The organism is Streptomyces sp. NPDC104761 (assembly GCF_055583445.1).
In genome coordinates, this window is the sequence record NZ_JBVJNZ010000002.1 from 615,131 (window position 1) to 628,165 (window position 13,035).

Annotated in this window: 11 protein-coding genes; 2 read left to right on the forward strand and 9 right to left on the reverse strand. The window is 71.1% G+C overall.

Features of this window, described 5'->3' with window-relative positions:
- Positions 1-69: 69 nt before the first annotated feature.
- Complete coding sequence (locus ACZ63F_RS09310) at positions 70-636, reverse strand: DUF6817 domain-containing protein (protein WP_469709868.1); 567 nt, start codon at positions 634-636, stop codon at positions 70-72.
- Positions 637-813: 177 nt separating this feature from the next.
- Between ACZ63F_RS09310 and ACZ63F_RS09315 the strand changes: the two genes are divergently transcribed.
- Complete coding sequence (locus ACZ63F_RS09315; protein WP_469709869.1) at positions 814-1,722, forward strand: LysR family transcriptional regulator; 909 nt, start codon at positions 814-816, stop codon at positions 1,720-1,722.
- A 184-nt stretch (positions 1,723-1,906) separates the two neighbouring features.
- Here the strand turns inward: ACZ63F_RS09315 and ACZ63F_RS09320 are convergent, their stop codons facing one another.
- The 6 genes from ACZ63F_RS09320 to ACZ63F_RS09345 form a co-directional block, all read right to left on the reverse strand.
- Positions 1,907-3,928 carry a HelD family protein gene (locus tag ACZ63F_RS09320; protein ID WP_469709870.1) on the reverse strand — a complete coding sequence of 674 codons (2,022 nt, stop codon included), beginning with the start codon at positions 3,926-3,928 and terminating at the stop codon, positions 1,907-1,909.
- Between the two features lie 41 nt (positions 3,929-3,969).
- The gene (locus ACZ63F_RS09325; RefSeq protein ID WP_469709871.1) at positions 3,970-4,596 is read right to left on the reverse strand and encodes a TetR/AcrR family transcriptional regulator; all 627 of its coding nucleotides are present in this window, start codon (positions 4,594-4,596) and stop codon (positions 3,970-3,972) included.
- A gap of 204 nt (positions 4,597-4,800) precedes the next feature.
- Positions 4,801-7,020: a phosphotransferase family protein gene (locus ACZ63F_RS09330; protein WP_469709872.1), complete on the reverse strand. Its 2,220-nt coding sequence runs from the start codon at positions 7,018-7,020 to the stop codon at positions 4,801-4,803.
- Positions 7,021-7,277: 257 nt separating this feature from the next.
- The gene (locus ACZ63F_RS09335) at positions 7,278-8,150 is read right to left on the reverse strand and encodes a winged helix-turn-helix domain-containing protein (RefSeq protein WP_469709873.1); all 873 of its coding nucleotides are present in this window, start codon (positions 8,148-8,150) and stop codon (positions 7,278-7,280) included.
- Positions 8,151-8,451: 301 nt separating this feature from the next.
- Positions 8,452-9,165 carry an HAD family hydrolase gene (locus ACZ63F_RS09340; RefSeq protein WP_469709874.1) on the reverse strand — a complete coding sequence of 238 codons (714 nt, stop codon included), beginning with the start codon at positions 9,163-9,165 and terminating at the stop codon, positions 8,452-8,454.
- A gap of 29 nt (positions 9,166-9,194) precedes the next feature.
- Complete coding sequence (locus ACZ63F_RS09345; RefSeq protein WP_469709875.1) at positions 9,195-10,067, reverse strand: FadR/GntR family transcriptional regulator; 873 nt, start codon at positions 10,065-10,067, stop codon at positions 9,195-9,197.
- Positions 10,068-10,213: 146 nt separating this feature from the next.
- Here ACZ63F_RS09345 and ACZ63F_RS09350 point away from each other — a divergent pair, with 146 nt between their 5' ends.
- Positions 10,214-10,405: a hypothetical protein gene (locus ACZ63F_RS09350; protein ID WP_294005205.1), complete on the forward strand. Its 192-nt coding sequence runs from the start codon at positions 10,214-10,216 to the stop codon at positions 10,403-10,405.
- Between the two features lie 14 nt (positions 10,406-10,419).
- Here ACZ63F_RS09350 and ACZ63F_RS09355 read toward each other — a convergent pair whose 3' ends face one another.
- Complete coding sequence (locus ACZ63F_RS09355; protein ID WP_469709876.1) at positions 10,420-11,340, reverse strand: winged helix-turn-helix domain-containing protein; 921 nt, start codon at positions 11,338-11,340, stop codon at positions 10,420-10,422.
- 367 nt (positions 11,341-11,707) lie between these two features.
- Entirely contained in the window at positions 11,708-12,952 is a 1,245-nt protein-coding gene (locus tag ACZ63F_RS09360) for a GNAT family N-acetyltransferase (protein ID WP_469709877.1), read from the reverse strand.
- Positions 12,953-13,035: the final 83 nt, after the last annotated feature.

Here is a 13,035-nt window from a genome sequence, read left to right on the forward strand (position 1 = left end):
GCACAGGAGCTCGCGCCGGGACTCATGACCTGGCGCCCGCAGGCGGCAGAAAGCCGTGGGAGCGCAGGTCTACGGCGCGAGGACGGTGTGGCAGGCGGCCCGGGCCGGCCCGCTCAGCAGGGGGCGGAGGCGGGTGAGCAGGGTGAGGAGTCCGGGGCCCCACTGCTCGCGGAAGGACGGGTCGACGCGGGCCAGGTCGAGTTCGTTGGCGGCCGTCAGCTCGGCGAGGTCCCGGCGCGGCCGAGGTCCGGGCACACCGGCGGCTCCGGTGAAGCGGTCGTGGACGGCCCCGTCGGGGTCGGCGAGCGTCGGGTAGGTGGCCTTGCGGTCGCAGGAGCCGTAGAGGTACACGATCGCCTCGGCCTCCGTGCCGATCACCGCCGCGAGTGCGGTGCGGCGGTCGGGGGGCAGCAAGGCGGCGGGAAAGCCGTCGGTGCCGTAGCAGGCATGGCACAGGCCCGCGAGCCGGAGGGCGGGGCGGGCGCCCCAGGCGGCGAGTTGCTCCTCCACGCGTTGGAGGTGCGAAAGGAGCGTGCCGCCGGGATGGGCGATCTCGGCGGCACCGAGGGCGCGCAGGTGCGCGACGGCCCGGTCGAAGGCGGCCGGGAGAGGGGATGGCGCCGGGGAAGCGGACACGAGGCGGGTTCCTTCCGTCGCTCGGGTCGGCACCCGTCCGGGCCTTCGGCAGGGTCCGGACCCCGCGAAGGCGCCGGACGGGTTGCCGCCCAGGGCCCTGCGTCGATCATCGCGAGAACCCGGCACCCCAGTCAATCCTATGGATTTCTTCCTACACCCAAGCTGTAGCTTGGGTGCATGACTCTGGACGACCTGCGGGTCTTCGTGGCCGTGTGCCGGGCGGGCAGCCTCAGTGCCGTCGCGCGGGAGCTGGACTGCACCCAGTCCGCGGTCAGCCAGCACGTGAAGCGGCTGGAGCGGGAGACCGGCGTGAGCCTCCTGGAGCGCCGGCCGCGAGGCGTCGTACCCACCCACGCCGGACGGGTCCTGTGCGACGCGGCCGCCGACGGCATCGCCGGTCTGGACTCGGCCCTGCGGCGCCTGGGCGACCTCGTCAACGGCGGCGGCGGCACGGTACGCGTCACCACGGGCGGGACGACCGTACGGCACTTCATGGCCGAGGCAGTCGTCGCCTTCCGGCAGCGCCACCCGAAGGTGAACCTGGAGTTCCGGACGGAGACCTCCAGCCGCAGCTGCTTCGACGCCCTCGCCGCCGGTCACCTCGACCTCGCCTGGGTCACCCTCGGCGGCCCGGTCCGCGGCATCGAGCAGCGCCCGGTCGTGGACCTGCCCTGGGTACTGGCCGTCCGCGCCGACGACCCGCTCGCGCGCCGGGCCCGTGTCGAGGTGGCGGATCTCGCCGGCATCCGTCTCATCCGGCTGCCCCAGAACTCCGCCTCGGGTGCCCACCTCGACGCCGCGTTCGCCGAACTGGGGGTGCGGAGCAGTTCCGACACCGGTGTCGCCGACTGGGACACCGCCCTCCTGCTGGCGGAACTCGGCCTCGGCCACGCCGTCGTACCCGCACTGCCCGGCCACCGGCCCCCCGGCGACGACGGCCCCCTCCGGCTCGTCCCCGTCCCCGGCCTGCCTCCCCTCCCCGTCGGCTGGGCGGTGCGCCGCTGGGACGCGCTCCCGCCACTCGCCCGGGTCTTCGCCGACACCGTCGCGGAATGCGTCGCCAGGTCCGCGCCGAGCCGGGGGTGAGACGTCAGCGCCGGCTCGCCGGCCAGCCCTCCAGCGCCGCGAAGTCCGCCCTCGCAGACAGTGCCGGGAAGGGTCGTGGGGCGGCCGCGGGTGCGTCGGGGGCTGGTCGCGCAGTTCCTCCCCCAGCCTTCGGCCGGGGGACCCCCAGCGCCCCCTGGAAGCAGGGCGCCGCCCCGGCTGTTCCCTAGAACGGCAACGGCCTCGCGTGCACCACGTCCAGTCGGGACACCGCCCTGGTCAGCACCACGTACAGCCGGTGCAGGCCGCGTTCCTCCGCCTCCGCCACCGCCGCCGGTTCCACGGCCACCACGTGGTCGTACTCCAGGCCCTTGACGACGCTCGCCGGGACCACGGCCACCCGCGCGCCCAGCTCGTCCGGGCCCGCAGGGTCGATGCCGGCGGCGGTCAGCGCCCCGCGTACGGCACTCACCTGCGCGTCCGCCGCCACGACCCCCACCGACCCGGCGTGGGACAGGGCCTCCCGCACCGCGGTGACCGTCGTCGCGGGCACGTCCCGGGTCGGACGGATCGTCACCTCGCCGTCGCCACGGTAGGACCTGGCCGGGGGTACGTCCGTGCCGAGGTGCCGCAGCAGCCGGTTGGTCAGGTCCACGACCGCTGCCGGAACCCGGAAGCCGGTGGTGAGCGGGACCACGGCCGCCTCCGGCTTGCCCAGGTGGCCCAGGACGGAGTCCCAGCTCCGCGCCGCCCAGGGGGTGGTGGCCTGGGCCAGGTCGCCGAGGACGGTGAGGGAGCCGAAGACAGCCCGCCGGGCGATCGCCCTGCACTCCATGGGAGACAGGTCCTGGGCCTCGTCGACGACGATGTGGCCGTAGCCCTCGGGGTGTTCGACGAGCCCCGCGAGCTCGTCGAGGAGGACCAGGTCGGCGGCCGACCAGCGGGCGGACTTGTACGAGCGCGGCGGCCGGGTCCAGAGCAGGTCCCGCTGTTCACCCGAGGTGAGGAGCCCCTCGGCGGCCGTCGCCAGGGCCTCGCCGTCCGTGAGGAGTCCGGCCAGCACCTCCTCCGGGCGCACCTTCGGCCAGACGGTGTCGAGGCAGGCGCTCATCGCCCGGGAGCGTTCGAGCCGCCGCGTCCAGACGCCGGGCTGCGGGCCCGCCCGCCGTTCGGCCTGGAGCTGTACGGCCCGCATCGCCCGGCCGCGGACGCGTTCCCGTCCGACGGCGTACGGCGGTTCCTCCTCCCGTACGCCCTCGACGATCCTCGTCAGCACGGCCGCGGAGACCCGCCAGGTGTACGTGCCGTCGGAGAGCGAGAGCGGGGTGACGGCGTCGGTGCGGACGTGGGCGTACAGCGCGCGACGGAGGACCTCGGCCATCCGCGGGTCGTGCTTGAGCGCGGCGGTGCGGTGGGGATCGGTGCCGGTGACCGGGTGGCGGCCGATCTCCTCCTGCAGGGTCCGCTGCCGTACGCCGGTCTCACCCAGGGCCGGGAGGACCTCGGAGATGTAGGAGAGGAAGGTGCGGTTGGGGCCGAGGATCAGGAGGCCGGAACGGCGGATGCGCTGCGGGTGGGTGTAGAGGAGGTAGGCGGCGCGGTGCAGGCCGACGGCGGTCTTGCCGGTGCCCGGGGCGCCCTGGACGCAGACGGAGTCGGCGAGGCCGGCCCGGACCAGGTCGTCCTGGTCGGGCTGGATGGTGGCGGCGATGTCGCGCATCGGGCCGACGCGGGGCCGTTCGATCTCGCGGGTGAGGATGGCGCTCCCGCTGCTCCCGCCCCGGTCACCGGGCTCGCCGCTGCTCAGGTGCTCGTCCTCCAGGCCGGTGAGGTCGGCGGAGTCGCCGCGGCTGCCGGGCGCCCAGCCGAACCGCCGCCGTACGGCCACGCCCTGCGGGTCGTCGGGGCCGGCCTGGTAGAAGGCCCGGGAGACGGGGGCGCGCCAGTCGACGACGAGGGGTGGGGTGGTCGGCTCCTCGCTGATCCGCAGCCGGCCGATGCGGTAGCTCTGCCCGGCGTGCTCCCCCGCCCCGAAGTCCAGCTTGCCGAAGAACAGCGGGCCCTCGGGCAGCTCGCGCATCTCCTTGGCCCGGCTGCGCAGCCGGTACCCGAGCACTTCGGCGTCGGCACCGGACGCGGAGACGTCCTCGCCGGTGACGACGTGCTCGACGGCGCCTTCGACCATGCGGGCGAGGGCGGCGCGGCAGGTGTCGTGGTAGGCGCGCTCGCGGTCGAGTTCCTGCTGCATGGGGACAGCGTAAACGAGAAACCGTTACCGGGTTACATTTTTTACCGGACCTCAGTCGCGCCCCGGCCGTCGTCCGCCAGGGCCCGCTCCAGCCGCCCGAACGCCCGCTCCGCCGCCCGCACCGCGTCCGCCCGCACGTCCTCGACCCGCTCCCCCGCCGCGATCCGCCGCCAGTTGTCCTGCGCGAGGATCCGCTGTACGGCGACGATCTGGCCGGCGGCGAGCCTGGCCTCCAGGGTGCCGCCGAGGGCCTCGGCGAGCGCCGCCTCCGACCGCTCCAGGTAGGCGTACTGCCGGGCCACCAGGGTGGGGGTGCTGTTGAGCAGGGTGTGGAAGGCGAGCACCTGGGGGTGGTCGTTGAGCCCGGTGATCGGGTCGTTGCGCCCCAGCCCGTCGAGGAAGTGCGCCCGCAGCACGCCGACCGGCGACCCGGCCCCCGCGACCAGCCGCGCCGCCTCCGTCTCGTGGTCCGCGATCCGGTGCAGGACCAGGTCCTCCTTGGCCGGGAAGTACCGGAACAGCGTCGGCTTGGAGATCCCGGCCGCGGCGGCCACCTCGGCGACCGACACCGCGTCGAACCCCTTCGCCAGGAACAGCCGCACGGCGATGTCCGACACGTCCTCGTACATCCGCCGCTTCTTGCGCTCACGCAGGCCCATGTCACCCATGGGACCGAGCCTACGCAGCGGGGGTCAGGCGGACGGGACCTGTCGGGCCGTGAGGCCGGTGACGAAGCGCCTCAGCCGGAATGCCCTGGTCTCACTCGCCGCACGTCCCTTCCCCTCGGGCATGCACTCCCCCCTCCGCGCCGTTCTGCCCGGTCGGCGCCAAGGCCCATGAGCAGCCGGGCAATCGGTTCCGCCATGCTCTCCCTAGGTCAGGGCACGAGCAAGACGGGGGTCCGCAGTCACCCGGGCGGGCAGGCCCAGAGAACCCTTGGCCGCTGCCAGCGTCATGGCATACGAGTCCAGGGCACGGCGGACGTTGGGGGCGTCCAGGCTCGCTCCCGTGACCAGCCGGTCCAGATCGACGTAGGCCGAGCGGACGATCTCGATCCAGCGGTACACCCGCCAGTCCCGCTGCCAGTCGCGAGTGAACCGGTCGTCCAGCACACGCTCCCAGCGGCGGAACATCCGGTCCCGGATCTCCGGGCGGGTCGGGGTCAGGTGCATATGCCGGACCAGGTCGTACAGCGGGTCGCCGACCAGTGCCATCTCCCAGTCGATGATGGTCAGCGCGAGCCGATCGTCGCGGCGAACCAGGTTCCATGGGTTGAGGTCGCCGTGCAGCAAGGCGGGGACGCGATGACTGACACGGTGCCGCAGAAGGATCTCCCGCAACCGGGCGGCGTCGGGGAGGCCCAGGAAGCGGGCCAGTTGCTGGGACTCCCTCGGAAGGCCGGCGACCAGGGTGACGAGTTGCTCGCTCAGCCAGTAGTAGAAGTCCGGCTCGCCGGAGGCGGGGTCGAGCAGCATGTGGTCGACCCCGGTCAGTGCGGCCAGCTGGTCGACGAGTCCGTCGGCCTCCTGCGGGCGGAGACCGTGCACGGGGTGGTCGGGCTTGCGGTCGGTGTCGGCCGGCCCCTCGTAGGTGTGGATGGCGAAGCGGTCCCGGGAATAGGCGAAGAGATAGCGGGAGCAGCTCTCGCCCAGGGCCAGGACGCGGGGCGCCGCCACCGCCGCACCGGAGCGCTCGATCGCCCTCAGCACCGCGTGCTCACTGAGGTAGCTGCGCTCACGACGCCGTGCGTGCGGCACCTTGCGGCGGATCACCACGGGAAAGCCGATGCCCGGCACCCGGATCACCGAGTTGAGGTGCGCGGTGCCCTTGAACACCCGGTGGGCGGGTGCGGTGGCCTCCAGGAACAGGGCGGCGCGTACCGCGGCGTGCGGGAAGTCGGGGTGTTCGGGTACTCGCCGGTCCTGCCGCCATTCGAGCACCTCGGCGATCCGGCCACGTCGGCCGGCCTCGTCGACCGGTGCGGAGGCGGCCCAGCGGAGCAGGACCTGCTCGATCTCCCGGTCACCCGGCACGGTACGCAGCCGCAGCGGTTCGGCGCCCGTCTCCAACGCGCGGCGCACGGCCGCCGTCGCCCTCTGCAGGTTCTCCTCGTCGAAGGACTCCTCCAGGGATTTCGCGGCCCGCATCACGTCCGGATAGACGGACTGGGCCCATTCGAAGTCCAGGTAGTGCCGCAGATCCTTCTGCACGCCGTGGGTGGCGGCGGGCCGCACCGCCCGCATGGCGTCCACCCACGCCTCGATGACCTCGTCCCGCTGGTGGTCCGGATAGCGCATCCGGACCAGATGGGTCGCGAGGTCGTGCAGGGGATCGCCGAAGGTGGCCAGCTCCCAGTCGACACAGGTGAGGGGCGTGCTGCCGTCCGGCGACACGATCAGGTTGTCGCGGTGCAGGTCCGCGTGGAGGAGGCTGTACGGGCGCCGCGTCATCCAGGGCACCCGGTCGGCGAACCGGAGCAGGGCATCCTCGGGAATGCCCAGGGCGGCGAACAGCCAGCCGTATGCGGACCCGTTGGCCTGGCGGATCTGGAGGTCCGCCATCCGGGCGAGCGTCTGCAGGAACCCCTGACTGTCCGTGTGGTTCCGCGGCCACATCGACGGGAGAGCCGGCAGCACCGCGCCGCGCACATGGGACATCCGGGCGAACAGCCCGGCCAGCTCCGTCAGCAGGACGGCGTCGACCGGCTTGTCGTTCTCGCAGACGCTGGAGAGCGGGACCCCGTCCACAAAGCTGTGGATGGTGAAGCGATTCCCCTCGAAGAGGCACTCGGGCACGTTGGGCAGCACGCCCTGGATCGCCTCCAGGATCCGCGCCTCGTCGTCCCAGGTCCGGATCACCACGGAGAGGACATCGGTCCTGCGCACCCGCACGGTCACGGCGGTACCGGGTTCCCGGCCCAGCCGCCGGGCCATCTGCTCCGTCAGCGGGAGGACGTAGTTCTGGTTGTGGAAGCCGCTGCTCGCCAGCCCCCATTGCGCCGCATGCCCGAGGAACGCCTCGTACTCGTCGTCGAGCAGAGGCCTGCCGGTGTCACTCCCGGTGGCGACAGGGGGAAGAGGCAGTGCACCCACTGGTCGCTCCGGGGGTGGTACGCGCGATATCGCGTGGATCGGGCAGGGAAACGGTATTGCCAGGTGACGCACGACACGAGTCGAGGGGCGCTGGAGTGACCCTGGCGGGTGAAGGATCACTCAGTTGTGCGATCGCCCATCGGCGCCGTCATCCGAGACTGGCTCTTTTAGCCATCCCTCATACGCATGCGACCGAGTGGTTGCTCAGATGGCTCGGCACTCTAGCGCAACGGAGGCCCCTGCAGATCACCTGGCGGCTACGGCTGGGAGGCGAGCAGGTTCCAGACCGACTCGAACCATCTGGTCGCGTTGTCGACGAAAGCCGAGCCCGCCGAGTCCGGATCCGCGTCCCGGACGTGGTGGGTGAGAGTCGCCCCCAGGCCCAGCACGTCCACGGCCTCCACCTCGGTGCCGTCCTCCAGGATCACCGTGCGCGGGATCGGCTCGTAGAAGCCGTGCAGGACCTCGACGTGGTTGATGACGTACAGCTTGAAGGTGGGGGCGAGTTCGGTGTGGCGGATCTCCAGATCCACCGACGGCACCAGCTTCTCGGTGCGGAGCTGGTTCAGGACATTGCGCAGGGAGCCGGTGTGGGACCGGGTGATGGCATGCAATCGCTGCGGCAGGCGCGGGTCGTCCGGGTCGTCCTTGTTCCGGGGATAGGGCATGGCGAGCGTCTCGGCCGGGAGAATCACCCGCAGGGTGATCTTCCTGGGTGTGATGATGCGGGCTCGGATCCGCTCCGACTGGACCCGGATGTGCGCGTCCAGGCTCTCCGAGGTGAGGGTGGCGATGTCCAGGGCGACCTCGTCGCGCTCGAAGGCCTCGGCGATGAGCGGCCCCAGGGTCATCGGATGGCGGGAGCGAGTGGCCCGGGGCGTGGAGGACTGTATGCGCTGGCTCCGCACGACCCGGGACCCCTTGCCCTGCCGGGACTCGATCCAGCCCTCTGTACGCAGGACCCGAAGCGCCCGCTGCACGGTGTCGCGGGACACCTGGAACTCCTTCGCGATCGCCTCCTGCGACGGCAGGAAGGAGTCCAGCGGATAGGCACCGTCGAAGAGCCTGACCCGGAGTTCGTCAGAGACCCGCCGGACCGCGCCGCCACCCTCGTTCGTCTGCTTGGCCACACACCGTACGTACCTCTCGGCGGCCCTCGGCAAACAACTTCCAGTCAGGCAACCAGCCAACCAGCACGCCGGGTTACTGGATCTAGTTGACTGGGCATCCCGGCCATAAGCAGTCAACTCTTCAGTCAACTAGTCGACTTGAGAGGTTGACTGGAATCCGTGATGCGAGGGGGGTGGAAAGCCATGACTGTCCACGTGCTCGGGATCAGCATACAGATCGACAATCTCAGTCAACTGGGCTTCTGGGCCACGGGTTTACTGGTGTCCCTGACAGCCTGGGCTCGCAAGCGCCGACAGGGGCCTAGTTCCGGAGTATCTCCAGAAGCAGTTCCAAGGACTGCACGACAGAGCCCGCGCCGGCCTCGGTCAAAAGCTTGGCTTTCCGTTCGTTACGCGCGTAGCCCACAAACGGGACCCCGGCGGTGCGGGCCGCCTGGAAGTCCGTGGGCGAGTCGCCGATCATCAGGGCCGCGCCGGGGGCGGCGCCCATCGCGCTGAGGGCGCGGTTGAGGCAGTACGGGTCCGGCTTGAGGCGGTGCAGGTCCTGGGTGCGGCCGTAGATGTGCGGGGCGAAGCAGGAGGTCAGGGCGCGGTCCTCGAGGTAGGCACGGACCACCCGGGGGGAGTTGTTGGTGGTGACCGCCATACGCGCGCCGCGCGCCCGCCACGTCTGGATGAGGATGTCCGCGAACGCCGTGGGCATCGCCGTCGACGTGGCCCGCAGTTCCTCCTTGGTGAGACGTTCCTCCAGCTCCGCGACCAGGTCGCTGCCGGGGTGCCGGCGGTCCACGGCGCGCAGGACGAGGTGCGGGTCGAGGGAGTCCCGCTCCGCCTCCGTGACCAGGCCGTGCAGGCCCCGCACCGCCAGCCAGTCGACCAGTTCACCGGCCACGCCCGCCGCCGAGTGTCCCGCGAACAGGCGGCAGATCGGCCCGTCGAAGTCCCAGAGGACGACACTGGCGCTTTCGACCAGTTCCGCGATCTCTTCGGTCGTGTTCCTGCTCTTGGCTGCCACCGGTTCAGTCTGCGTCGTATCAGAAGTCACTAGGAGAGTGTCAGGTCCGTCGTGATGGTTTCCCAGAGGGCGTTGAACCACTTCTGCGATTGCTCCACGAACGCGGCGTCCCGTTGGCCGGTTCGCTTCTCGAAGGAGAAGAGCAGCGACTCGGAACCGACGGCGTCGTACATCTCCAGCATCGTTCCGCTGTCCGAGAGTTCCTCTCGGCGCGTGACCATGTAGTACCCGAACAACGCCTCGGTGTCGTTGAGCAGGTAGAGCTTGGCCGGTGGGGTGAACGGCAGCGCCCGGAAGGTGACGTTGACGTCGATGTCGTGGGTGGAGCGCAGGGACTGGAGGTTGTAGCGGAGCACCTGGCCCTGGGCGTTGCGCATGTCGAGCCAGCGGCGGTGCACAGTGTCGTCGTCGCCTTCGACCGGGACCGGAAAGGCGAGGTTGATGTCGCGGCCGGGCAGGAGGATGCGGACGTCGATGCGCTGGGGGCGGATACGGCCTTCGTGGATCTGACGCAGGGGTTCACCCAGGGCCGGGATGAGACTCTGCGCGGTGAGACAGACCGCGTCGATGCGGACGTGCGGGGCGGCGAACGCCTCCGTCATGCGGGGGCCGAGGCCGACCATCGTCGGCTGGGGCTCGTCCAGCGCGACGGGCCGCTGCTCGGCGATGCGCGGCGGGCTGCCCTTGCCGACGTCGACGAGGTAACCGTCGTTCTGCAGTGCCCGCACGGCCTGGCGCACGGTCCCCCGCTCCACGCCGAAGGCCTCGGCCAGTTCGGCCTGGGTGGGCAGGCGGTCGCCGGCCTTGAGGTCGCCCGAGCGGATGCGCTGCCGCAGGGTGTCGGCGATCTCCTGAGGTGTGCTGCCGGCGTTCACTGCCACGTTCTCCTGAGTCACGACCAAACGCTACAACTTTGATCCATCTACCGGGAGTTGTTTGAAGGTTGTTTATAAGTAGTGACCAACTGGGGACAACTTAATCAGAGTTGGTCACCAACTTGGTTGAGTTGGCGGAAGCCTTGCTTCCCGACTGATTGGGGGGACCCACCATGCCTGCCGCCCTCGCTCTCCTCTCCGCCGCCTTCGTCGTCGGCTTCGAGCAGATCGTCCAGTCGAAGTACGGTGCCACTGGCATTATCGGCCTGCTGTTGCTCACCGTGGGCATCAAGGCCAAGAGCCCGGCGTTCAGCTCCGCCGGTGCCGTCCTGCTCGCCCTGGTGCTCGCCGGCCCCGCCCTCTAGGAACCGGGGCGGTCCTAAGCAGTCAGGTGCAGCTCCGAACTGATCGTCTCCCACAGGGCGTCGAACCACCGTGTGGACTGGTCCACGAACGCGGTGTCCCGCAGCCCCGCGCCCTGTTCGAAGGCGAAGAGCATCGACCGCGTGCCCTCGGCGTCGTACGTCTGCAGGTGCTCGTGGTCGATCTCCCGCTCGTGGCGCCCCAGCGTGTAGTACGCGAACAGCGCCTCCGTCCCGTTGAGCAGGTACAGCTTGACCGGCGGGGTGAAGGGCAGCGCCCGGAAGGTGACGTGCACGTCGATGCCGTGCGTGGCGCGCAGCGCCAGCAGGTTGTGCCGCAGCACCTGGCCCTGTGCGTTGCGCTGGGCCAGCCAGCGGTCGTGCACCGCGCCCTCGGCCGAGGGGTCGGCCGCCACCGCCGTCGGGAACGCGAGGTCGATGTCCCGGCTCGGCAGCAGCACCCGGACCTCGATCTTGGCCGGTTCCAGCCGCCCCGCGTGGATGAGCCGCAGCGGCCCGCCGAGCGCGAGGTTGAGCGAGACCGAGGTCAGGCAGAGCGCGTCGATCCTCACGTGGGAGGCCGCGAAGGCCGCCTCTATGCGCGGGGTGAGGGCCACCATGGTCGGCTGCGGCGGCGCCTCCGCGCCCGCGGCGAACCGTACCGGGCCCGGACCCGGGGCCACCGTCGCAGGAGCGCCCTTCGACACGTTGGTGAGCAGGTGCTCCGACTGCAGAATGCGCAGCGCCTGCCGCACGGCCCCGCGCTCGACGCCGAACTCGTCGGCCAGTTTGGCCTGCGTGGGCATGCGCTGGCCCGGCCGCAGCACCCCGGACCTGATCCGGGTGCGCAGCTCGTCGGCCACCTTGTGGTGTGACGCCTGAGGCGGCTGTGGCCTCTTCCGTCCATTGACGGAGGCGTGTTCCGGCTCCACGGACAAACAGTACAACTTCCCGCCATCTTTCGGCAGTTCACGGGAAGGTGGTTATGAGTCGCATCCAAGTGGAGATAACTACTCTTGAGTTGGTCACCAACTCAAGCAACATGGTCATTCTTCCTCGGCGGTTGGCCATCCGGGTTCCCTTCCGGAGGGGAGCCGGGAGCCCGGTCCACCTGGGCCGGCCGTCGGGGCGCGCGGCCAGCACGAGCAGCTCAGTCACAACTGAACACCGACAACCGAACACAGGCAGACCCGCACAGCCACAACTTCACAGCTCGCTACGGATGAGCAGCACAGCAGCACAGCCACAAGTGAAGACGCGTGCACACAGGTGATTCAGGCACCGTCCCCGGGAGGAAGGAGCGCCTCAGAAGATGTCCGGGCACCAAGGACGCCCGGACGTGCGCAACAGGGCGTCGGCCTCCCGGGCGGCGCCCACTCGCTCTTCCTGGACCCGTCCGAGGGCGTGCAACCGCGCCACGGACTGGTCACCGAGCCAGACGCTCGCCAGTTCGGCGATGTCGAGGGCGAGGTCGGGGGTGTCGGTGGTCGGGGTGCAGGACGCCCCATCGGGGGAGGCGTCCAGCCGGAACCGGCCACCGGCCAGCCCCTGCCGGTCCGCCACCTCCAGGACCAGCGTCCCCGCCCTGTCGTACGTCCGCGCCTCCAGGGCCCGTACGACGTCCAGGATCCGCACCCACAGCCAGTCCGCCTGGTTGGTGACCCGCGCGGCCCGCGGGTCGGGCAGGTAGTGCGGCAGCAGGTCGTCGGGCGACCGCCAGCCGCTCTTCACCCGCGTGATCCAGTCGATCGAGCACAGGTAGTGCCACAGCGCCCGCTCCGCCGCCGGAGTCGCGCCGAGCAGCCAGTGCACGTCGGCGGTGTTGTACGGCTGCTTGCCCTGCCAGTTGTCGTCCGACGCGTACGCCGCGATGCCCTCCACCTCGCCGGCCGCCGAGCGGTACACCGCGAAGTACGGCTCCTTCCAGTCGCTCTCGAAGCGGACGGCGCCGGTGCGCAACTGCCACCACAACTCGCTGCGGCTGACCGCGCCCGGGGTGCTGCGGCGGACCCGTTCGTGCAGGTCGGGGCCGAGCTTGCGGATGTCCTCGCCGTCGACGAGGTCGATCCGGCCGCCGTCCTCGGGGCGCGACCAGCGCGGGTCAAGGCCGGCCCGCGGGACCTCGACCGTCCACTCCGTCAGCGTGGTCGCCGGGCCGAAGCCGTAGCGGCCGTAGATCCGGTACTCGGCGGCGATCAGGGTCGCCACCACGTCTCCGCGCTCCTTCGCCGCGGCCAGGTCCTGGCTCATCATGCGGGTGAGCAGGCCGCGGCGGCGGTGCGTGGCGGTGACCGTGACGTTGGAGATGGCGTCGGCGGGCAGGACGGCGCCGCCGACCGCGGTCAGCTCCTGCTCGAAGGAGCGGAACGTCGCGACGCAGCGGGGGCCGTCGAAGGCGCCCAGGAGCCTGCCCGGCACGAACTGCCTGCGCCGGGCCTCGAGTTGCTCCGCCGGGATGGTGGGGCTCTGGAGGAAGCCGGTGGACAGGGCGCGGTGCCAGTCGGCGAGCTCGGGTTCGGTGATGGGGCGGACTTCGACGGCGTCAGTCATGACAGCACGGTAGGTGCTGGGTGGGGGTGGTGCCGATCGAATTTCGGCTGCGGACCGGTGGGGGTTGATCGCGCCCACGCGGC

Excerpts from the sequence above, each read along its gene's own strand:
- ACZ63F_RS09360 (WP_469709877.1), bottom strand. The coding sequence starts at position 12,952 with ATGACTGACGCCGTCGAAGTCCGCCCCATCACCGAACCCGAGCTCGCC.
- ACZ63F_RS09320 (WP_469709870.1), bottom strand. The coding sequence starts at position 3,928 with ATGCAGCAGGAACTCGACCGCGAGCGCGCCTACCACGACACCTGCCGC.
- ACZ63F_RS09350 (WP_294005205.1), top strand. The coding sequence starts at position 10,214 with ATGCCTGCCGCCCTCGCTCTCCTCTCCGCCGCCTTCGTCGTCGGCTTC.
- ACZ63F_RS09325 (WP_469709871.1), bottom strand. The coding sequence starts at position 4,596 with ATGGGTGACATGGGCCTGCGTGAGCGCAAGAAGCGGCGGATGTACGAG.
- ACZ63F_RS09315 (WP_469709869.1), top strand. The coding sequence starts at position 814 with ATGACTCTGGACGACCTGCGGGTCTTCGTGGCCGTGTGCCGGGCGGGC.